Genomic DNA, 21,318 nt, shown 5'->3' with positions numbered 1-21,318 from the left:
TCTTCCCATGATCAACGTGACCAATCGTACCAATATTAACATGCGGTTTTGTTCGTTCAAACTTGCTCTTCGCCATCTGAGCTCTCCATTTTCCGTCCAAGCCAAGGACTAAGTTAAAAATTAATTACCAACCTGAAATTACGCGTATTTCTTTTGAATCTCCAAAGCAACAGCCGAAGGTACAGGCTCGTAATGATCAAACTGCATTGTATACTGTGCACGCCCCTGACTCATAGAGCGAAGGGTATTCACATAACCAAACATATTTGCCAAAGGAACCATTGCATTCACAACCGTTGCAATACCGCGCGCTTCAGTTCCCGAAATCTGTCCTCGACGAGAATTGAGATCACCAATAACATCACCAACATAATCATCTGGTGTAACAACTTCCACCTTCATGATCGGTTCAAGAAGCTGCGCACCAGCCTTCTTTGCTCCATCACGAAAAGCTGCACGAGCAGCAATTTCAAAAGCCAAAACCGAGGAATCAACATCGTGATAGCCACCATCAATGAGTGTCGCTTTTACACCAAGCATAGGAAAGCCCGCAAGAGGACCTGACCCCATAACACTTTCAATCCCTTTTTGGACACCAGGAATATATTCTTTAGGAACAGCACCACCAACAATCTTTGACTCAAAAATAAAGTCATCACCATCATGAGGCTCAAAAATAATTTTTACACGAGCAAATTGACCAGCACCACCCGATTGTTTCTTATGCGTATAATCAATTTCCGCCATTTTAGTAATTGACTCACGATAAGCAACTTGAGGCTGCCCAACATTTGCTTCAACCTTAAATTCACGGCGCATACGGTCAACAATAATATCAAGATGAAGCTCACCCATTCCAGCTATAATAGTCTGACCAGATTCCTCATCCGATTTAACACGAAATGAAGGATCTTCGGCTGCCAGACGATTAAGAGCAATACCCATTTTTTCTTGATCTGCTTTTGTTTTCGGTTCAATTGCAATCTCAATAACGGGCTCTGGAAATTCCATCCGCTCCAAAATAACAGGCTTCAAAGGATCACAAAGAGTATCACCTGTTGTCGTCTCCTTAAGTCCTGCGAGAGCAACAATATCACCAGCAAATGCTTCTTCAATATCCTCACGAGAATTTGAATGCATTTGAAGCATACGCCCCAAACGCTCTTTCTTCTTTTTCACAGTATTCTCAAGAGAAATACCTTTCTGAACTTTACCTGAGTAAATACGACAGAACGTCAACGAACCAACAAAAGGATCATTCATAATTTTAAAAGCAAGCATAGATAGTGGAGCATCATCTGAAGATTCGCGCGTCGTCTCAGTCTCAGTCTTCACATCAATACCACTAATTGCCGGAACATCAACTGGAGAAGGAAGATAAGAAACAACAGCATCCAAAAGCGGCTGAATTCCCTTGTTTTTAAAAGCTGTACCACAAAGAACCGGATGAAACTGAACTTCTACTGTCCCCCTACGAATGAGAGAAACAAGCTGTTCATTGGTTGGCATAACACCTTCCAAATAAGCCTCTGTCGCAGCTTCATCAACCTCCACAGCCATCTCAATCAATTTCTCGCGATATTCTTCAGCTTTCTCTCTTAAATCAGAGGGAATTTCACTTATCACCGCCGAGGCACCAATAGAACCATCCCACTTTAAAGCCTTCATTTCTACAAGATCAACAACGCCTTCAAAGTCATTTTCAGCACCAATCGGCAACTGCAAAACAAGCGCTTTAGCACCCAACCGAGAACCAACCATCTCCACACTACGATAGAAGTCAGCTCCTATTTTGTCCATTTTATTAACAAAAACCATACGAGGCACACGATATTTCTCAGCCTGCCGCCAAACAGTTTCCGTCTGAGGCTCCACACCAGCATTTGCATCCAACAAGGCTATCGCACCATCAAGAACACGCAAAGAGCGCTCAACTTCAATCGTAAAATCAACGTGCCCTGGCGTATCAATAATATTAAAGCGACGCTTCCGACCATCACGCCCTTCCCAAAACGTCGTTGTCGCAGCAGACGTAATCGTAATACCGCGCTCCTGCTCCTGCTCCATCCAATCCATCGTAGAAGCACCATCGTGGGTCTCACCAATTTTATGATTCTTACCGGTATAGAACAGAATACGTTCAGTCATCGTAGTCTTACCAGCATCAATATGCGCCATAATACCAAAATTACGATAATCTTCAATTTTATATTCGCGAGCCATTATATTTGCCTTAGTTTAAAACTTCTACCAGCGATAGTGAGAAAAAGCACGATTAGCCTCAGCCATACGATGAACATCTTCACGCTTTTTCACGGCAGAACCGCGATTATTAGCCGCATCCATCAATTCACCAGATAAACGCTCAATCATCGTCGTTTCATTCCGACCACGTGCCGCAGCAATCAACCAACGAATAGCAAGAGCCTGACGACGATCAGGACGAACATCAATCGGAACTTGATAAGTAGCACCACCAACACGGCGTGAGCGAACCTCAATATGAGGAGCAACATTCTCTAAGGCCCGATGAAATAGAGCCACAGGATCTGTTTTTACTCTTTTTTCTACAGAATCGAGCGCACCATAAACAATACGCTCTGCAACTGATTTTTTACCATCAAACATAATGGCATTCATAAATTTCATAATAACCAAATCACCAAACTTAGGATCTGGATTAATTTCACGCTTTTCTGCTCTATGACGACGGGACATTAGCTTTGTCTCTCAATATTATTTTGGACGCTTTGCGCCATACTTTGAACGACGCTGTTTACGATTCTTGACACCCTGCGTATCAAGCAAACCACGAATAATGTGATAACGAACTCCTGGCAAATCTTTCACACGACCACCGCGAATCATCACAACAGAGTGCTCTTGAAGATTATGTCCCTCTCCAGGAATATAACCAATCACCTCAAATCCATTCGTCAAGCGAATCTTAGCAACTTTACGAAGAGCAGAATTAGGTTTCTTCGGCGTTGTTGTATAAACACGCGTACAAACACCACGCTTCTGCGGATTCGACTGCAAAGCAGGAACCTTATTACGTTTAACTGGCGCTACACGCGGTTTGCGAATCAACTGGTTTACGGTAGGCATGCAACCTTCCTCTTTTCGATCTATATTCGTCTCACCCAATCGGGCTTTTCTATTTCATTTCTATCCACTCCAACAAAATTGGAACAGATATCTAAGTCTACACACAAAATCGGGCACACCTGCAAATAACAGTTCACCCGACCACAAGCAGAGAAGGCAATAGCCTTTTGCACTAGCATTTGCTTTTAATCTTCTTAACACCTGTGAATAATCTTCCGGTTCATATCCAAAACACCTGATCACATCCACATCGGTTATGTCCATCTCTAATAGCGAGAACACTTACATTCGTCAAGAACTAAACAGCAGAAAGTTTTTAAAAATGAAAATAAATTAAATTTTAAAACTTTAAATTTGCTTTTACCGCTACTCTTGATAAATCAATTTACCATAGTAATATCCCTATAAATAAAAGAAGCAGCAATGTGACTGTAATAAAACATGAATGCAGTAAATTAAATTGAATTACATGCTTGATATCTAATGATGAGCGCCATGAAAATAGTAACGTGGAATATTGCTGGAATAAAAGCACGACATGAAACATTATGTCAATGGCTGCAGCAAAGCCAGCCGGACATAGTCTGTTTACAGGAAATTAAAAGTATTGATGAAAATTTTCCACGCGATGCAATTGAAAATTTAGGTTACCACATAGAAACACACGGACAAAAAAGTTTTAATGGTGTTGCGATTCTCTCTAAAAAAACACCGGATGAAGTGATCCGTCGATTACCAGGCAATGATAATGATGAGCAAACACGTTACATTGAAGCTGTTTATTCAACAAACAAAGGTGTTGTTCGTGTTGCATCTCTCTATTTACCAAATGGGAATCCTATTGAGAGTGAAAAATATTCCTATAAAATAGAATGGATGGAAAGATTATATACACATGCAAAATCATTGCTTGCGTATGAAGAACCCCTTATTCTAGCAGGTGATTATAATGTCATCCCCGCTCCATTAGATGCAAAAAAACCTCAAGAATGGTGTCAAGATGCCTTATTTCTTCAAGAAACAAGAAAAGTATTTCAACGTATTCTTAATTTAGGTCTTTACGATGCTATCCGGAATGTCACCGATACTCCCTCCTTCAGTTTTTGGGATTTTCAGGCGGGTGCTTGGCCTAAGAATAATGGGATTCGCATTGATCATTTATTATTATCACCAGAAGCTGTTGATCAACTTATTTGCGCTCATAGTCAAACAGAAGTAAGGGGATATCAAAAACCGTCCGACCACGTTCCCGTTTGGATTCACCTTAATATCAATTAAGAAAGTACACCCCCCATTATGAAACACCAAAAAAATTCCACTCAAACATAATAACTATGCTACACCATGTAAACAGTATATCTTAAACAGCTAAAGTAAAGATAAATGAATGGAGGACATAAATGAAGAAATCATTATTAATGTTTATTGCAGCAACGGCCATTGGTTTCACAAGCGTCGCGCATGCTGAACATGATACTCTTGAAAAAATAAAACGAACAGGGGAAATTACTTTAGGTGTCCGTGAATCATCTGGTTTAGGCTACGCCCTTGGTAATAATAAATATGTAGGTTTTCATACAGAAATGGCAGAACGTATCATTGATGATATCTCAACAAAAATTGGTAAACCAATTAAAATTCATTATCTTCCCATCACTTCTCAAAATAGAATTCCTCTCTTAAAAAATAAAACCTATGATTTTGAGTGCGGCTCAACAACAAATGATATTGCCCGCAGTAAAGAAGCAGCATTTGCTTATACGACATACATTGAAGAGGTCCGGATTGCTGTAAAGAAAAACTCTAACATTAAATCTCTTGACGATTTAAATGGAAAAACAGTCGCAACGACCACCGGTACAACATCTGTTCAACTTATTCGTAAAAACAAACGTGCAAAAAACATTCAGTTTAAAGTTTTAAAGGGGAAAGATCACGGAGATAGTTTTTTATTATTAGAATCTGGTAAGGCAGATGCTTTTGTTATGGATGCTTCAATTCTTGCTGGACATATTGCTAAATCAAAGAATCCATCTGATTATGTCATTCTTGATACTGTACTTTCAGTCGAACCTATCGCCTGTATGCTCAGATTAAATGACAAAAAATTTGAACAAACAATCAACGATAGTATCGTACGTCAGATTAAAGATGAATCACTTGAAAAGCTTTACAATAAGTGGTTTATGAAACCGATTCCACCTGCTAACACTGTTATGAATCTTCCCTTGTCAAAACAAACAAGATATGCTTGGGATCACCCAAATAATAAGCCTCGAGAAAGCTACACAGAGAAAGATTTATAAAATTTAATAAAGAAGAACCACACTCTTTAAAAATTGAGTGTGGTTTATATTTTAATTCACTTTTTAATAAATTTAGCCTATGTAGATGCGCTTAATTTATTGTCCTATTTGTGAATGACTAATTTGAGGGAATATCAATTAATGGACTTTTCTTTCCTTTGTAGAGATGACCTTACCCAAACACTGGTAACAGGATGCATGGGAACTCCCGGCGTAAGTCATACCTATTTAGATACACTTCTCGATGGCTTAAAAAATACGGTTATATTGTCTATCACTTCACTTATCTTAGCTGTATTGTGTGGTGTTATTATAGGAACAATGCGCACTTTACCCAAAACATCGATAATCAATTATATATTTCGCATTATCGGTACTATTTGGGTAGAGATTATGCGTAATATTCCCCTTCTTGTACAAGTATTTTTGTGGTATTTTGTTGTTCCTAAGATTTATCCACCAGCGATGAAATTTTCCCCCATTCTCTTAATAACATGCGCATTGGGATTCTTTACATCTGCACGCATTGCAGAACAGGTTCGTTCAGGCATTGAAGCGATTCCTTCTGGACAACGTTATGCTGCTATGGCAATGGGATTTACAACTTATCAAAGTTATCGCTATATAATACTACCACGTGCTATACGTACAATTATGCCGCCTCTTACTTCAGAAGCAATGGGCATTGTAAAAAATTCATCTATAGCATTCGCCGTTTCAATAAACGAGCTCATGCAATTTCAATACCAAGCAATTGAAGAGGTAAGCCATGTTTACGAAAACTATTTGCTTGTTACGATTCTTTATATTCTAATAGCCTTATTCGTATTCATTGTGATGACCGTCATTGAACAAATACTCAAAATTCCTAATTTTCAAACAAAGGGAAATTGAAAATGATGAATTTCATAAGCTCTCAGTTTGGACTTTATTTTCCTTTCAATTTTTCCGACTTTGATTTTTCCTTTTTTACCTTTGATGTATTTCGTTCTTACATTTTATCAGGTTTGCTCTTTAGCGTTTTTCTAACTCTTTTTGCAACGGTATTGGGGTTTGTTTTCGGCACCCTTTTAGCAATGATGCGCCTTTCTTCCATAAAACTTCTTTCTTGGTTTGCAATCGTTTACATAACAGCTATGCGTTCAATACCACTTGTGATGGTTATCTTATGGTTTTTCGTGCTTTTGCCTTTTTTAACCGGTACATCCATCGGTGCAAATAAATCAGCACTCATTACCTTTACCGCATTTGAAACGGCTTATTTTGCAGAAATTATGCGTGCTGGCATAAACTCAGTTTCGCAAGGACAAAAATATGCGGGACAAGCTCTCGGAATGACATATTGGCAAAGTATGTACATTGTCATTCTTCCTCAAGCCTTTAGGGACATGCTACCAGTTTTTTTAACACAAGTTATTATCCTTTTTCAGGATACAACCCTTGTTTATGCAATCAGTGGCAACAGTCTTTTAAATGGTTTTGATATTGCTGCTAATAATTTTGGTGTAAAGCAAGAAGCTTATATCTTAGCAGCTGTTTTCTATTTTGTTATCTGTTTTACACTGTCACAAATAGTTTTGTATTTACAAAAAAAAGTATCCATTATTCGCTAATAGGAAAAAAAATGTCTACTCATATGATCGAAATAAAAAATGTTTCTAATTGGTATGGCGAAATTAACGTCCTTAAAAACTGTACAACCAACATTAATAAAGGAGAGGTCGTTGTCGTTTGTGGTCCATCAGGATCAGGAAAGTCAACACTCATTAAAACTATTAACGCTCTCGTTCCTTTTCAAAAAGGTGAAATTTGGATTAACGGAGTACCAGTTCATTCAAAAAAAACGAATCTGCCTAAATTGCGAAGTCAGGTGGGAATGGTATTTCAACACTTCGAGCTTTTCCCCCATTTATCTGTCACAGAAAATTTGACAATTGCGCAAATCAAAGTCCTAAAACGAAGCAAAAAAGAAGCACTTGAACGTGGATTGTTGTATCTTGAACGCGTTGGGCTGATTGAACACAAAGATAAATATCCTGGTCAACTTTCTGGAGGGCAACAACAACGTGTTGCTATTGCACGTGCCTTAACTATGGATCCACTTGTCATGCTTTTTGATGAACCAACATCTGCTCTAGATCCTGAAATGGTAGGTGAAGTGCTCGATGTCATGATTAGCTTAGCAGAAGAAGGTATGACGATGATTTGTGTAACCCATGAAATGGGGTTTGCACAAAAAGTCTCGGAGCGTGTTATTTTCATAGATCAAGGAACAATTCTTGAAGACTGTTCATCTAAAGAGTTCTTTTCTGATCCACAAGCGAGAACACCAAGAACGCAAGAATTTTTGTCTAAAATCTTAAGTCATTAGCCGTTATATTATCACAAAAAGCTATCTCTACTGTAAACTTAGACACAAGACAGTAGAGTTTAATAACGGATGAGAGAATGTAAAAATATTACAATCAGATGTTTAAAAACTGTTATTTTTTAAAATATCAGCAACCAGTGAAATTGCTGTACGTCTCTCAAATTCATTACAAAGAGCAAAAGCCTGTTCTTGCAAAGGGCGAATCCAATTTCTGTCTTTTACATTAGCTTTTTCATAGGCAGCAGTTAACAATGCTGCCCCACGGACAATTTTTCCTTCTTGAAGCAGCATATTTCCAAGCATTGCTTGGGCGGAAGGATTTCCTTTTTTTGCTGAAAGTTGAAACCATCGTGCTGCTTGTATAAGATTCTTCTCCCTTCCCTCTCCCTTTAAAAATATTTTTCCTAAATGATACTGAGCTTTAGAATTTCCATAGTTCACCGCAGCCTGCATATAAAGATGAGCAGCATAAGAAGGATCAGGTTTCACAGGTGATTGAGGAATACCTTTTTTTATATATCCCGCAAGTTTAACCAATGCATCAGAAACATAACTTTCATCCTCTGAACCAAGATCAGTGCCTTTTTCAACAATATATGCAAAAAAATAATATGCCTTATAATCATTTTTAGGGACACCATCACCATTTGCATAGATAGAGCCTAGTTTCCAATTCGCACCAATATGGCCTCTCTTAGCCGCACGACGTAATGCTGCAATAGCCTGATTTATATGCCCATCTTTATAAGCAGACATACCACGTTTAAAAAAATAAAACGCACCATCATTCGCTTCTTGCAAGCTATTGACATCTATTGCATAAACAGTCGAAAAAAATCCCCCTAAAATCACAACAATAGTGGCTTTTTTCCATATCTGAAACCTATTAACCATTTCCCCCCTATCTCAATTTTAATGATTATATCTGTTACAAATTTCTTTGTAGATATTTAAACCCTTTTTCTTAGTAAAAAGCACACGCGATTTCAAAATAAAAATTTTAAAAGAAAAGATCAATAAATAAAAACCATCCAAAATGTTCGATAAAATTAAGTATCCATTTTTATATATAACAAATTGATTTTTAAATATAAATCATTATCCTATATTTTGTAACACCTCCTTTAACATTCTAGGATTTATTGATTTTAAAATTTTATACGTATAAGTAAAAATCGCTCAATAAAATAACGTGCATTAAACAGCAACTTGAGAACGAAGAGAATACATGATGAATGGTAAGCATTTAAGTATAAAAAACAATACGAAAGATAGATAAATATAATGATGATCGTTAACTTATAACTTCACAACTGCCTTACCACCTTAAAGATGAAGTTTTTTGCCACCGTCAATCTATAAACAATACAGCTTTTTGCTTAACAGATTCCACCTAACATCATTTCACATGGAATTACTTCATACTTTATACACAAGCCCTACCTCAGAATACTCACCATTACATACAACAAAAATACCACATGTGTAATTTTACATGCCTTATATTGCTACTCTAAATGATGATGTTTTACAGTAATAAAACAACGTACTGATTTATAATGATAATTTACTTTTTTGCATATTGAATGAGTCCCTCGAATATCGTAAGATTCTCTTATTCAAAACCTGTTCCATGTTGAATCAATCAAAACCATCCGCTTGCACATTACAAGCAGAGAGAGCTATGTGGATAAAAACTCTGTGTAAGAAAGAACTAACAATGCCTCTCATGAACGGTCTTAAGTGCCAAGTCCTTGTCCGGATTGGGGCGGGATAGCGCCACAGCGCTTGTTACTTTACAAGCGTAAAGAAGGGGAGCTCAATAGATTTACCGTTATACTATTCATGATCTCCGTCATGAGATAGGCTTGGGTACCTTAAAAGATGTTTTTTTAATGATAAACAGAAAACAATGGATTTCAGTAGAGATTTTATGATCGTTCATGAAAAACTAACAAAAGAAAAAGTCTCTTTAAAGAAGATCTATACCAAACCTAATGGTATGAAATCATCCACAAAAAAGTAAAAAGTTGAAATCAATCCAACCGCTCTAAAGCAACAAATATCTTCTTCTGCGCTGCACGCAGTTCTACAACCCTGTTCCGTTCACGCTCAACAATTTCTGCTTTCGCATTTGCTATAAATTTGGGGTTGTTTAACTTAAGCGATATTTTCTCAATATCTTGTTCAATTTTACTGACATCTTTCCTCAAACGAACACGTTCAGCCTCCAAATCGATCAACTGTCCTAATGGTAAACAAAAAACAGCCTCTCCCAAAATCATTTGTGCCGACACTTCCGGAACTTTATCAGAGAAATCAATAACTTCAATACGCGCTAATTTTTTAAGAAGTGCATCATAACGCTTCACACGCTCTCGCGTTACTTCCCCTCCTTCAACAACAACAAGAGGTGCTTGTGTTGCCACTGGAATATTCATTTCAAAACGTACAGACCGAATCCCTGTAACGACATCAATAAGCCAATTAATATCATCAGCAGCTTCTTCATCTATCAATGTTTCCTCTGGCCATTTTGTCAATGCGAGCATATCCTCACGCTTGATGGCTTGCGTTTCTGTAAGAGACCACAACTCTTCCGTCATATGAGGCATAAAAGGATGAAGAAGTTTATAAACTTCATCTAAAACCCAAGCAGTACAAGCTTGAACCTCATTTTTAGCATCTTCATTTTCCCCCTGAAAAATAGGTTTGAGAAGCTCCAAATACCAATCACATAATGTATTCCAAACGAAACGGTAAAGTGTGGCAGCAGACTCATTAAATTTATAGTGTTCAATACCAGTCGTCACTGCTGAAATCGTTTTAGATAACTCTGTTAAAATCCAACGATTAAGCGCCAATTTTGCTTGTTCTGGCTTAAAAGTTGGATCATGCTTCACACCATTCATCTGTGCAAATCGGGTAGCATTCCACAATTTCGTAGCAAAATTACGATAACCAGCAATACGGGAAGCGTCAAGTTTTACATCACGACCTTGTGCTGCCATAATAGCTAAAGTAAACCGAAGTGCATCAGCACTATATTGATCAATAAGCTCTAAGGGATCAATAATATTTCCCTTTGATTTTGACATCTTCGCACCCTTTTGATCCCGAACAAGAGCGTGCACATAGACCGTTGGAAAAGGAACGTCACCCATAAAGTGAAGTCCCATCATCATCATACGAGCAACCCAGAAAAAAATAATATCAAATCCTGTCACAGACAAAGATGTTGGGTAAAAAGTAGATAATTCAGTCGTTTTATTTGGCCATCCTAATGTTGAAAAAGGCCAGAGAGCTGATGAAAACCAAGTATCTAAAACATCCGGATCACGGATTAATTCAACAACCTCACCATAATGAGCATAAGCTGAATCTAAAGCCTCTTTTTCACTTTTTTCAACAAAAACCGTCCCATCAGGACCATACCAAGCAGGAATCTGATGTCCCCACCACAATTGGCGAGAAATGCACCAAGGTTGAATATTTTCCATCCAATTGAAGTAAGTCTTTTTCCAGCTATCAGGAACGAACCGCGTTTTGCCTTGTTGAACAGCCTCTATCGCTGGCTTTGCTAATTCAGCAGCATGAACATACCATTGATCTGTCAAAAACGGCTCAATAAGAACACCACTGCGATCTCCATGAGGAACCATATGGGTATGATCATCAACAGAGGCTAAATATCCCTGTTCTTCCATCAAAGAAACAATCTTCTGGCGCGCAACAAAACGATCAGATTTATCGAGATTTTCTACTAACATTTTTAATTCATCTGACAAAATCAAACCATCAAAAAAGGCTTCATTTTCACGGAGAAAAATCTCGGCTTTTTGGGTAAAAATATTGATCAAGCGTAAATGATTACGCTGTCCTACTTCAAAGTCATTAAAGTCATGAGCTGGTGTGATTTTTACAGCACCACTTCCAGCTTCAGGATCAGCATGCGTATCACCAACAATTAATAACCTACGACCAACAAGTGGCAAAAGAGCATTTTTACCGATAAGATTTTTATAACGCTCATCTTCAGGATTAACAGCAATTCCTGTATCACCAAGCATTGTTTCTGGTCGTGTTGTCGCCACTGTTATAAAAGTTGTCGCATCATTTGGATCAAAAATTTTACCCTCAAGTGGATATCTAAAGTGCCACAAATGTCCTTGAACTTCTTTTTGCTCAACTTCAAGATCTGAAATAGCTGTCAACAATTTAGGATCCCAATTGACGAGGCGCTTATCCCTATATATCAACCCTTGCTTATAAAGCGTGACAAAGACTTCACGAACTGCCTGCGACAACCCCTCATCCATTGTAAACCGCTCACGCGACCAATCACATGAAACCCCAAGGCGACGCAACTGGTTTGAAATAACGCCTCCAGTTTCATAACGCCACTCCCAAATACGCTCAATAAACTTTTCTCTCCCCATTTCTTGACGCGTTGGCTCTTGGCGTTCTGCAAGTTGACGCTCTACAACCATTTGTGTAGCAATCCCAGCATGATCCATACCAGGCTGCCACAAGACGTTTCTGCCACGCATCCGCTGAAATCTAACTATTATATCTTGAATTGTCGTATTGAGCGCGTGCCCCATATGAAGTGAACCCGTAACATTAGGAGGTGGAAGCATAACGCAAAAAGGTTCTGCACCGCTTTTAGAACCAGCTCCCACTTTAAAGGCCCCACGAGTCTCCCATCTCTTTGCAACCCGTTGCTCTATAGAGGCAGCATCATAGTTTTTTTCTAACATTCTATCCATCCATAACGCCGCTGAAAAACACAATACATGATCAAATCCCGATCAAAAGCCCGTGATTTTCAGCCATTCACTAGAGAGCTCGCAAAATCGCAAACAAAATTCTCATAAAATGAAAAACATAAAAATAATTAAGATGATTTTTTAATCGCTTTCACAATCTCTTCACGCAAAATATCTTCCAGCAAAATAGGCAATTTAGACTGTAACCATTCTGCTATAGCCGGACGCAACACATCCTTTGCAATCTTTTCTGCAGAAGAAATACAATATGCAGACAATTCCACATGACCATCCCCTCTAGCTTCTGACTGTGATTTCCTTATCTCATCTTCATATTCTTTTGCTTTATAAACAGAATTCCGTTCTTCAGAAGAAAGCTTCATCTTTTGCATATCCATACCAACTGTATTATTCTCTGCCTCTATATCCTCTTTCTCTTGCGTTATCTTCCCCCCTTGATTTTCAGAAGAAAGACCAATACGATCAGCTAAAGCTTTCATAGCATCATCAACCGATAAGGTTGTATCATAAATACCTCCTGATGCAGCTTCTGAACGACCTTCCGAAGCGTTCACTGCAACATCTTCATTTAAAAAGTGATCAGATTGAACCGCATTTTCTTCGATTATTTCACGAATAGATGTTAAAATTTCATCCATACTTGGCTCACGTAACACGCTTGAACTCTGTACCATACTTTACAACCTCTCAAAGACGCAACAACAAATAGAATCATACTTTCAGTGTATGCAAAAGAATCATAAGATCAACATGCCTCCCGGGATATTTTCAAATATGCTTGTCATAAAGAGGGCGCTACACACAATTTTCTACACTTATAAAAATAACATCTCACCGTTCTATTTTTAAACATACTCAACTATTGATTTACCAATCTTTTAAAAACTAAAATAATTTAAGATTAAAGAAATACTTTTATGCATTATCGGATATATTTAATTGTTTTTAAACCTAAATAATTTGCAGTCAATCTACCAATAGAAGATTGAACACTATAGCTTGCCACAACAGCATTACGCTCCGCCATTGCAAGCGCAATCTGAGCATTAATCAATTGAGTACGAGAATTTAAAACATCCAGCGTCGTTGCTTGCCCTACGCGATTTTCTTGAACACGGCCTTTCAGAGCAATTTCAGCAGCACGAACACTTTCACGGTAAGCAAGAACAGATGAGCGTGCGCCCTCCAACTGAAACCAAGCAGAAGTAAGTACTTGCCTAGTATTACTATGCGCCAAATCGAGTTGAAGCTGCGCCTGTCCAAGCTGTTCCCTTGATTGACGAATTTGCGCAGACGTACGCCCTCCTTCAAAGATTGGGACACTTACTGACAATCCTATTGATTTAGAAACTCCATCCTCTCCAGCACCGCTGTAGATTCGATTATAAGATGCTGTTGCAGAAAAATCAACTTTAGGGAGCAATGCTCCTTCTTTCGCCTTTACATTGTAAACACTCGCATCGACTAAATATTTAGCATAAAGGATTGCTGGATGCATCACAACGCTCATTTGGTAAGCCATATCAAGGTTGACGGGAAAATCTTTGGCTACAGGTGGGCGTTTTAACTTTTCAGGATCAGAACCAATAACTTGTCGATACACTGCCTCTGCTGCTTTTACATCAGCACGAGCAAGACTCAGCTCTGAAACAGCCACAGAACGTGCAGCTTGAGCTTGAGCAAGATCAACATGCCCTCCTTCACCCACATCAAATTTTGCTTTATTGGAACGAACTTGTTCTTCAAGAGCTGCCAAATTTTCTCTCCGAAGATCGGCAACACGACGTGCGTGATAGACATTAGCATAAGCGGTCACTGTCTCCAGAAACGTATTTTGTTCAACATTACGAAGATATTCACGCTGAGCCTGCAACTTAATTTGAGCTGAAGAAAAGATATTTTGCGTGATAAAACCATCAAATAATCTTTGATTTAATCTCACGCCTATAGATCCAGAAGTGACATAAGGACCTGTAAAAGACTTATTCCGACCATAGTTCCCAACCCCCTCAACTTGTGGCAATAACCCTGATCGCGCAATGACAACATCATCACTGGATATACGGACAGCTGCACGTTCACTATTCAACTTAGCATTATGCTTATAAGCCTTAGAAAAAGCATCCATCAATGTTTCAGCACAAACAGTATCTGATAGTAAAATACTCAACCCCAGTAATAAAGACACCTGAAACTTTTTGTTTACTCTAAACACAATACACACAATAACAAATCCCAAATAAATTACGAAATTATCTTTTATTCACAAAACAAACAAGCACTAAAACACAAAACCAGGTGTTTTTAAAAAGCAAGGAAGAGGCTTTACAGCGAGGTTAAAAGCACGACGTGCCGAAATGATCCCATCTTCTTTTATATAGATTTGTGCAACAGCAGCATTTCCGTACCCTTCAACCACAACAAGACGTCCACAGTCTTTCATTTGATCAAAGATACCTTGTGGAATAAAATCAACAGATCCCTCAATGAAAATCACATCATAAGGTCCCTCAACGGCATATCCTTGCTCTAATGGACCATGAACGACAACCACATTATCACATTGATTACGTTCTAAAGCTTCAAGAGCACGTTCAAAAAGAGATTTATTACTTTCCAACGCAATCACAGACCCTGCAAGTTTTGCAAGCAACGCTGCACAATAACCACTATTTGCACCAATATCTAAAACAACATCTGATGATTTTACAGCGGCAAGCTGTAGTAATTTCGCTAGAGATGCAGGTTTCATCAAATAGCGTGCAGGAATCCCATCTTGTACTGGACATAGAACAATGTCGGTATCAAGATAACTTAATACTTTCATATCTTCCGATACAAAATCTTCACGAGATACCGTTAAAAACGCTTCAAGAACTGATAAATCCGTTACATCAACTGTACGAATTTGATTGTCAACCATTTTGCGACGAAGCTCAGCAAAATCTGCAACCATAACGAATATTTTCTCCTAACCTACAAAAAACAAACAAAACAGCGACAAAGATGGACGAAGATCTCTTAAACTATGAGCGTTACGAAAAAGGGTGCTCCAGTCAACAATTAGATTTTAACTGTATGATCTCTCATAAAAAAATGTCTTCACAACTATAGAGGGAAATAATCTATTTTCCTATACCTCATCTCCCCTAAAAGCCGTTTCGTTTAAAATCGGCTGGAGGCCTCGCCCGGAATCGAACCGGGATACAAGGATTTGCAGTCCTCTGCGTAACCATTCCGCCACGAGGCCTCGTCAACAAACATAAAGGTTTCAATAAGGGAAGGCAACGCATCCGTCAAGGTGTAGAAATCTTCTCTCGCCTTTTTTCCTCTTATTACACAATTTATCATATTTTTTTAAAAAAAGTAATTTTATCCTTTGCAAATCAGTATTGCTTTGCTATAGCCTTTTCAACTAAATGATTGGGCACCATTCCCCGGTAGCTCAGCGGTAGAGCAACCGGCTGTTAACCGGTTGGTCGCTGGTTCGAATCCGGCCCGGGGAGCCACATTCTTTTCTATCACAAATAACTTATTGATTTTCCGTATGTTTTTTACAATGAGGGATTCGTTAATAAAAGCTATGGAATAAGGTTTTTACAATAAAGTAGAAACGCAATATCCTACGGGATGTATTTTTTTCAATGAACGCAAAAAACCATTGATTCATTTTAAAATAGCACAAATAAGATTACTTTTTTCAAACTACCGCGCCTTTATCAGAGAGCGCTGCAATTATTTGCACATTATAAAATAGGGCTTCTTTCACGAGAAGGAATTATTAAGCGCCATCAGCAATGAAAAAAATCTCATATAATTTTTTGTCCAAGGAAAAATGATTTGTACTCCATAAAGCAATTAAACTTAAAAACCTGCTCATGAAGCAATCATTTTGAAAAATGGAAGAAACAAGAATCAGGGAATATATTATCTCCATATATCCCACATAACCTCCTCCCCATCCTAAAAGCAAAAAACATCAAACAAGTCTGTAAACATTCCGGCGTCTTATCTAACAGGTTGTTCCTCCTGCTAACCACTTCAACGCTTTACAAACAACCTTGCCCTGGATATTTCATCCCACTGTCATAAAACATTTAATACATAAAGTCTTATCGGCTTTAAATTGTTAAGAATCCTGAGAAAGCCTTCAGAAATCATGACATTCTTGCTATTGTATTATGCAGTCACACGCTTTTCTAAAGAGATATCTCTTAAATTTCCCCCAAGCCCATTTCACAATAACTCCCGCAAATGATATAAAATGAAATCGATTAATCATCCCATCTTTATTTATAATAAAAGCCATACCATCATACTATTTTCCAACTCTCAATCTTAGCAATACCCCTCGCCTTTGAAAGAGTTTATAAGTATCATTTTATTTATTTCTCAAATGTTTATCTATACGATAATTTCACATATAACGTGCAAATGAATACTTTTGATTGATCCACATAAATAGCTTAAAAATGAAAAATTTTTACGATATAATGAATTATTTATATATAAAACAATGGCTTATTATTAGAAATCAATTTTTAAAATTAAAAGTTATCATTAAAGATAAAATACATCTTTTAAAAAATAATTTTATATAAATAAAATCTATTTTCATTCCCATTTTAAAAATGGAAATAAAGAAAATAAATAATCGCCTCTACAATAATAATTTCTTTTTAAAAGATTTTTAAATAATCCAAACACTTAGAGGTTTTCATTTTTTAGAAATGAAAACCTCTAAAAGACCTTCTTATTTTGGCAAGAGTATTTTATACCTCTTTTCAATTGAGAATAAATCAACAAAAGTAAAAAATCTCCAGTACATAATCTTTTTTCAAGACTTTATCTAGGCAGCCTTCTTAACTGATTTTCGAAAACGAAAAGGCTTTGCACGCTTTGCCACCGCTTTTGCTTTTTTATGCCTCTCATTTGGAGATGAAGAATTCTTTCGCTGCAACTGTGCGGCATCATCTTTTCGACCTAAAAACTGTTTTTGACGTTTAGATTTTTTAAAACGGCGTTCCTTATCGTTTTCTTTTTCTCTACTTTCTGGCAAAATTGGCTTTTCTGGAAACACTGCAAATTGTTCTGGAACTGACTCAACCGCCAATTTCATACGAATCAAGCGCTCTATAGCACGCAACCGTTCCCTTTCTATCTTCTCATCAAAAAGTGTAAGTGCTTCGCCAGATGCACCATTACGTCCTGTACGACCAATACGATGTACATAACTTTCAGCTTCATCTGGTAAGTCATAATTAATAACGTGGCTTATCCCTGGTATATCAATACCGCGTGCAGCAATATCTGTTGCCACAAGGATCCGCACAGATCTTTCACGAAAAGCTTTTAAAGCAGACTGGCGAGCACCTTGTGATTTATTCCCATGAATTGTTGCGACTGAATACCCTATCTTTGCCAAACTACGTGTAACAGAATCAGCCCCATGTTTAGTTCGGGTAAAAACAATAACCGAATTAAAAGCTGGATTTGTCAAAAGTTTACTTAAAACATTCTTTTTTTCATTCGTAGGAACACAATATAATTTTTGGCAAATCTCTACAGCCGTAGTACCTTGAGGAACAACTTCAATTTTAACAGGATCATTGAGTAAACATTTTGCAAGCACAGCAATTTCCCTCGGCATTGTTGCAGAAAAGAGTGCTGTCTGACGCTCTTGATGCAAAAGCTTTGCAATTTGCTTGACATCATGAATAAACCCCATGTCCAACATACGATCTGCTTCATCCAAAATCAAAAAACGAGATTGGGAAAGATCAACACACTTTTCACCAACAAGATCTCTCAAACGCCCTGGAGTCGCTATCAAAACATCCACACCTGCTTCCATACGTTTAATTTGTTTTAAACGTGATACGCCCCCAAAAATAAGACATGTTGAAAGATGAGCTCCCTTCGCCACAGTGCGAATCGTTTCATCAATCTGGACAGCAAGTTCACGCGTTGGAGCTAAAATCAAAGCGCGTGCAGTTTTAGGACAGCGTTTATCACCCAAAGCCAAAATCTGACTTAAAATAGGTAAACCAAAAGCCAAGGTTTTTCCAGAACCTGTCTGAGCAACACCTAAAATATCGTGTCCTTTCAACATTACTGGAATAGCTTGTTCTTGTATAGGTTTAGGTTTACTCATCCCAGCAATGAGTAAATTTTTAATCAAAAGAGTAGGCAAACCTAACTTTGTAAAAACATTTTCTTCTTTTATAGGCAAAATACAATCTTTCCTCAGCTGAAGAACTCAAACAAGTAACCAACTGAACTCTCCACTCAAGAATCCGCGCAAGAGAAATCCCTGACATTTTAAATGAAGCAACGCTTTAAAAGCGGCCTGCGCAGCTCATGAGCACCTTGAAATCAAGATAAAGGCGTATAAACTTCACTTTAGAAAAAGCCAACAAACCAGCCTAAATGCCTTCACCCCCATTATCCCTGGATTATGATAAAAAAGCAAGAACTTTACGAAATACATTTATCATGAATAAAAAACAATATTTAGATCGTTTACTTTTTAATGATTGTGTCCATCGGTAAATGTACCTTGATAAAATCAGGATAAATCTCGAGAAAAACTGGATTTTGTAAAGTTTTTTGACCGCCATAAATTAAATACCATTGGGTTTTATCAAAAATCGCCAAAGTTTTATATCGAATGATGCGATCCTTCATCTCAAGAACTGTTGGAATTAAAGCATACAAAGTCCCATTATCAGTTTGTAAATACTCTATATTTTCTTTATCTAAATAATAAGCACCAGAAGGCAAATCCTCAAATTTCCTATGCAACTGTTGAAGAAAATCACTACGTAAAGCACTCTCTGTTGTATTCAATCGATGTGCCATCTCTTTATAAAGTCGCTCAGGCATATAATGAGAAATAGGCGCAAAATCCCTGTTTTTTATAGCATTATTGACATCAACAACAACTTTTGAAAGTTCAGCTTTTTGTATTATTGTGGGCTGAGATGCTAAACTCTGTTGATTAACAATCAAAAAGAAAAACAGACTCAGCAGCAAATAAAAAATAGGTTTCATCATTATGCTTCTTGTTTTAGTAAAATTTCAGTTTCTCAAATAACGAAATCAAATAATGTTTGATCATCAGTAATATCACGATAACGCCAACCTAACGCTTGAAATTTTTCCTCTAAAAGACAAAAATTACCGTATTTTTTTGTTTCAATCGCAACCAATACAGAACCAAAGTTTCTCGCTGATTTTTTAAGATATTCAAAACGTACGATATCATCATCTGGTGATAATGTGGAAAGAAAATGACGCAATGCACCAGGATGTTGCGGAAAACTAAAAATAAAATATTTTCTCAACCCTTGGAAACGTAAAGAACGCTCTTTAATTTCTGGTAAACGCTCAAAATCAAAATTACCTCCTGAAATAACGAGAAGAATTTTTTTCCCCTTTAACTCTTGAGGAGGAATACTGTTAAGCGCGTCAATCGATAAAGCACCAGCCGGTTCAAGGACCACACCTTCAACATTAAGCATTTCAACCATCGTAGAACAAACACGATTTTCAGGAACCGTAATGACAGAATCAGGGGAAAAATTCTTTAGAATTGTATAGTTTAGCGCACCAATTTCAGCCACAGCAGCACCATCTACAAAAGTGTCAATATTTTCAAGCTTGACGCGTTTTCCACTCTCCAAACAAGCAAGCAAACTTGCAGCTCTTTGCGGCTCAACAAAACGAAGCTTTGTTTTCCAACCATATTCATGTAAAAACTTGCTCACCCCACTTGCCAAACCACCACCCCCTACCGGCACAATCATTAAATCTGGCTCACTTTCTCCATTGAGTTTTTTCCATTGTAAAGCAGCTTCACAGAGCACTGTTGCCTGCCCCGTAATAATGCGAATATCATCAAAAGGTGGAGCCATTACACCACCGCTCTCCACGACAAAGGATTGCGCAGCTTCATAACATTGATCAAATGTTTCACCAATTAAACGAATATCAATGAATTCTTTACCAAAAATACGTGTTTTCTCAATTTTTTGTTGTGGCGTTGTCATAGGCATAAAAATCACGCCTTTACGTTTAAAATAACGACAAACAAAAGAAACCCCTTGCGCGTGATTCCCCGCTGAAGCACAAACAAATGCAGAATCTGGTGGTAGACTGCTAAGCATTTCTGAAACAAAATTGAAAGCACCCCGAATCTTATAAGACCGCACCGGTGTTAAATCTTCACGCTTTAAATAAATTTCTGCATCATACTTTTGACTAAGAAAATCATTTCTTTGAAGTGGTGTTTCAGCAAACACGTGATGCAATCCCACCATAGCTTTTGTGACGTCTTGAATAAATTGACTCATAACACTAATCATTTCATGCTTTATTTACATTATAAAAGCTTTTTCTAGCGATAAAGAAAACTATTGTCAGTCAAAATTTCACTAAAAAAATGAAAAATGTTTCTTTTGTCATTAATTCTTGATTCAATAAAAGATATAGCTTATGAGAGAACTCTCATCGCGGACGTGATGAAAACGGTAAACATAGCAGACTTAAAATCTGCCGGTCGAAGACCTTGCGGGTTCAAGTCCCGCCGTCCGCACCAGAATACTTTAATTTCCCTTATTTCCCAATGATTTATTAAAAATCAATAAAAATCAAACCACCCTCTCAACCACCTTTCGCAACGCCATTATAACGCTATCAGACGGCACCACGATGATGCTAAAATACGAATCATTGCTGCTTT

At 37.6% G+C, this 21,318-nt stretch carries 16 protein-coding genes, 3 tRNA genes and 1 pseudogene; 7 read left to right on the top strand and 13 right to left on the bottom strand.

The genetic code is table 11. The annotated features are described in order from the left end of the window. The 4 genes and pseudogenes from ACFIJK_RS05865 to rpsL all read right to left on the bottom strand — a co-directional run. A pseudogene (locus ACFIJK_RS05865) lies at window positions 1-76 on the bottom strand (elongation factor Tu); the annotation flags it as partial. Between the two features lie 62 nt (window positions 77-138). Then, entirely contained in the window at window positions 139-2,223 is a 2,085-nt protein-coding gene (gene fusA / locus ACFIJK_RS05860; protein ID WP_375627149.1) for an elongation factor G, read from the bottom strand. A gap of 24 nt (window positions 2,224-2,247) precedes the next feature. Continuing rightward, the gene (rpsG, locus tag ACFIJK_RS05855) at window positions 2,248-2,718 is read right to left on the bottom strand and encodes a 30S ribosomal protein S7 (RefSeq protein WP_015856589.1); all 471 of its coding nucleotides are present in this window, start codon (window positions 2,716-2,718) and stop codon (window positions 2,248-2,250) included. Between the two features lie 18 nt (window positions 2,719-2,736). Further along, window positions 2,737-3,108 (bottom strand): 30S ribosomal protein S12, encoded by a 372-nt coding sequence (rpsL, locus tag ACFIJK_RS05850; protein WP_005773262.1) that lies wholly within the window; start codon window positions 3,106-3,108, stop codon window positions 2,737-2,739. 495 nt (window positions 3,109-3,603) lie between these two features. On the opposite strand from rpsL, the gene xth reads away from it, so the two are divergent. The 5 genes from xth (at window position 3,604) to ACFIJK_RS05825 (ending at window position 7,785) form a co-directional block, all read left to right on the top strand. Further along, on the top strand, window positions 3,604-4,386 hold the full coding sequence (xth, locus tag ACFIJK_RS05845) for an exodeoxyribonuclease III (protein ID WP_375626583.1): 783 nt from the start codon (window positions 3,604-3,606) through the stop codon (window positions 4,384-4,386). 122 nt (window positions 4,387-4,508) lie between these two features. After that, entirely contained in the window at window positions 4,509-5,414 is a 906-nt protein-coding gene (locus tag ACFIJK_RS05840; RefSeq protein ID WP_375626581.1) for a transporter substrate-binding domain-containing protein, read from the top strand. Between the two features lie 141 nt (window positions 5,415-5,555). Continuing rightward, complete coding sequence (locus ACFIJK_RS05835; RefSeq protein ID WP_375627146.1) at window positions 5,556-6,308, top strand: amino acid ABC transporter permease; 753 nt, start codon at window positions 5,556-5,558, stop codon at window positions 6,306-6,308. Window positions 6,309-6,310: 2 nt separating this feature from the next. After that, complete coding sequence (locus ACFIJK_RS05830; RefSeq protein ID WP_273788550.1) at window positions 6,311-7,027, top strand: amino acid ABC transporter permease; 717 nt, start codon at window positions 6,311-6,313, stop codon at window positions 7,025-7,027. 11 nt (window positions 7,028-7,038) lie between these two features. Further along, window positions 7,039-7,785 (top strand): amino acid ABC transporter ATP-binding protein, encoded by a 747-nt coding sequence (locus ACFIJK_RS05825; protein ID WP_375626577.1) that lies wholly within the window; start codon window positions 7,039-7,041, stop codon window positions 7,783-7,785. Window positions 7,786-7,887: 102 nt separating this feature from the next. On the opposite strand, the gene ACFIJK_RS05820 is transcribed toward ACFIJK_RS05825, so the two are convergent. The 6 genes from ACFIJK_RS05820 to ACFIJK_RS05795 all read right to left on the bottom strand — a co-directional run bounded on the left by ACFIJK_RS05820 (window position 7,888) and on the right by ACFIJK_RS05795 (window position 15,825). After that, on the bottom strand, window positions 7,888-8,679 hold the full coding sequence (locus tag ACFIJK_RS05820) for a tetratricopeptide repeat protein (RefSeq protein WP_375627143.1): 792 nt from the start codon (window positions 8,677-8,679) through the stop codon (window positions 7,888-7,890). A gap of 1,142 nt (window positions 8,680-9,821) precedes the next feature. After that, on the bottom strand, window positions 9,822-12,545 hold the full coding sequence (locus ACFIJK_RS05815; protein WP_375626592.1) for a valine--tRNA ligase: 2,724 nt from the start codon (window positions 12,543-12,545) through the stop codon (window positions 9,822-9,824). A gap of 137 nt (window positions 12,546-12,682) precedes the next feature. Next, window positions 12,683-13,249, bottom strand: a complete 567-nt coding sequence (locus tag ACFIJK_RS05810) for a DUF2497 domain-containing protein (RefSeq protein ID WP_375626573.1) — start codon at window positions 13,247-13,249, stop codon at window positions 12,683-12,685. Between the two features lie 248 nt (window positions 13,250-13,497). Then, complete coding sequence (locus tag ACFIJK_RS05805) at window positions 13,498-14,703, bottom strand: TolC family outer membrane protein (RefSeq protein WP_375626590.1); 1,206 nt, start codon at window positions 14,701-14,703, stop codon at window positions 13,498-13,500. Window positions 14,704-14,856: 153 nt separating this feature from the next. Continuing rightward, window positions 14,857-15,531 carry a protein-L-isoaspartate O-methyltransferase gene (locus ACFIJK_RS05800; protein WP_375627141.1) on the bottom strand — a complete coding sequence of 225 codons (675 nt, stop codon included), beginning with the start codon at window positions 15,529-15,531 and terminating at the stop codon, window positions 14,857-14,859. A 220-nt stretch (window positions 15,532-15,751) separates the two neighbouring features. Then, a tRNA-Cys gene (locus tag ACFIJK_RS05795) sits at window positions 15,752-15,825 on the bottom strand. Between the two features lie 184 nt (window positions 15,826-16,009). Between ACFIJK_RS05795 and ACFIJK_RS05790 the strand changes: the two genes are divergently transcribed. Next, a tRNA-Asn gene (locus ACFIJK_RS05790) sits at window positions 16,010-16,084 on the top strand. A gap of 1,340 nt (window positions 16,085-17,424) precedes the next feature. Here the strand turns inward: ACFIJK_RS05790 and ACFIJK_RS05785 are convergent. The 3 genes from ACFIJK_RS05785 to ilvA all read right to left on the bottom strand — a co-directional run bounded on the left by ACFIJK_RS05785 (window position 17,425) and on the right by ilvA (window position 20,941). Then, window positions 17,425-18,807 carry a DEAD/DEAH box helicase gene (locus tag ACFIJK_RS05785; RefSeq protein WP_375626569.1) on the bottom strand — a complete coding sequence of 461 codons (1,383 nt, stop codon included), beginning with the start codon at window positions 18,805-18,807 and terminating at the stop codon, window positions 17,425-17,427. Window positions 18,808-19,097: 290 nt separating this feature from the next. Beyond that, window positions 19,098-19,628, bottom strand: coding sequence for a hypothetical protein (locus ACFIJK_RS05780; protein WP_375626588.1), 531 nt, complete (start codon window positions 19,626-19,628; stop codon window positions 19,098-19,100). Between the two features lie 35 nt (window positions 19,629-19,663). After that, window positions 19,664-20,941: a threonine ammonia-lyase IlvA gene (ilvA, locus tag ACFIJK_RS05775; RefSeq protein WP_375627138.1), complete on the bottom strand. Its 1,278-nt coding sequence runs from the start codon at window positions 20,939-20,941 to the stop codon at window positions 19,664-19,666. 147 nt (window positions 20,942-21,088) lie between these two features. On the opposite strand from ilvA, the gene ACFIJK_RS05770 reads away from it, so the two are divergent. Then, window positions 21,089-21,174 (top strand) — tRNA-Leu (locus ACFIJK_RS05770). Window positions 21,175-21,318 lie beyond the last annotated feature (144 nt).

Source organism: Bartonella sp. PS17NMGDW (assembly GCF_042193555.1).
Taxonomy (GTDB): Bacteria; Pseudomonadota; Alphaproteobacteria; order Rhizobiales; family Rhizobiaceae; genus Bartonella; species Bartonella grahamii.
The sequence above is the reverse complement of the archived record's forward strand: the minus strand, read 5'-3'. Positions and strand labels throughout refer to the sequence as shown.

What these genes read in the sequence shown, in the direction of transcription:
- fusA (WP_375627149.1), bottom strand. Translation starts at nt 2,223, where the DNA reads ATGGCTCGCGAATATAAAATTGAAGATTATCGTAATTTTGGTATTATG.
- rpsG (WP_015856589.1), bottom strand. Translation starts at nt 2,718, where the DNA reads ATGTCCCGTCGTCATAGAGCAGAAAAGCGTGAAATTAATCCAGATCCT.
- rpsL (WP_005773262.1), bottom strand. Translation starts at nt 3,108, where the DNA reads ATGCCTACCGTAAACCAGTTGATTCGCAAACCGCGTGTAGCGCCAGTT.
- xth (WP_375626583.1), top strand. Translation starts at nt 3,604, where the DNA reads ATGAAAATAGTAACGTGGAATATTGCTGGAATAAAAGCACGACATGAA.
- ACFIJK_RS05840 (WP_375626581.1), top strand. Translation starts at nt 4,509, where the DNA reads ATGAAGAAATCATTATTAATGTTTATTGCAGCAACGGCCATTGGTTTC.
- ACFIJK_RS05835 (WP_375627146.1), top strand. Translation starts at nt 5,556, where the DNA reads ATGGACTTTTCTTTCCTTTGTAGAGATGACCTTACCCAAACACTGGTA.
- ACFIJK_RS05830 (WP_273788550.1), top strand. Translation starts at nt 6,311, where the DNA reads ATGATGAATTTCATAAGCTCTCAGTTTGGACTTTATTTTCCTTTCAAT.
- ACFIJK_RS05825 (WP_375626577.1), top strand. Translation starts at nt 7,039, where the DNA reads ATGTCTACTCATATGATCGAAATAAAAAATGTTTCTAATTGGTATGGC.
- ACFIJK_RS05820 (WP_375627143.1), bottom strand. Translation starts at nt 8,679, where the DNA reads ATGGTTAATAGGTTTCAGATATGGAAAAAAGCCACTATTGTTGTGATT.
- ACFIJK_RS05815 (WP_375626592.1), bottom strand. Translation starts at nt 12,545, where the DNA reads ATGTTAGAAAAAAACTATGATGCTGCCTCTATAGAGCAACGGGTTGCA.
- ACFIJK_RS05810 (WP_375626573.1), bottom strand. Translation starts at nt 13,249, where the DNA reads ATGGTACAGAGTTCAAGCGTGTTACGTGAGCCAAGTATGGATGAAATT.
- ACFIJK_RS05805 (WP_375626590.1), bottom strand. Translation starts at nt 14,703, where the DNA reads ATGGATGCTTTTTCTAAGGCTTATAAGCATAATGCTAAGTTGAATAGT.
- ACFIJK_RS05800 (WP_375627141.1), bottom strand. Translation starts at nt 15,531, where the DNA reads ATGGTTGCAGATTTTGCTGAGCTTCGTCGCAAAATGGTTGACAATCAA.
- ACFIJK_RS05780 (WP_375626588.1), bottom strand. Translation starts at nt 19,628, where the DNA reads ATGAAACCTATTTTTTATTTGCTGCTGAGTCTGTTTTTCTTTTTGATT.
- ilvA (WP_375627138.1), bottom strand. Translation starts at nt 20,941, where the DNA reads ATGATTAGTGTTATGAGTCAATTTATTCAAGACGTCACAAAAGCTATG.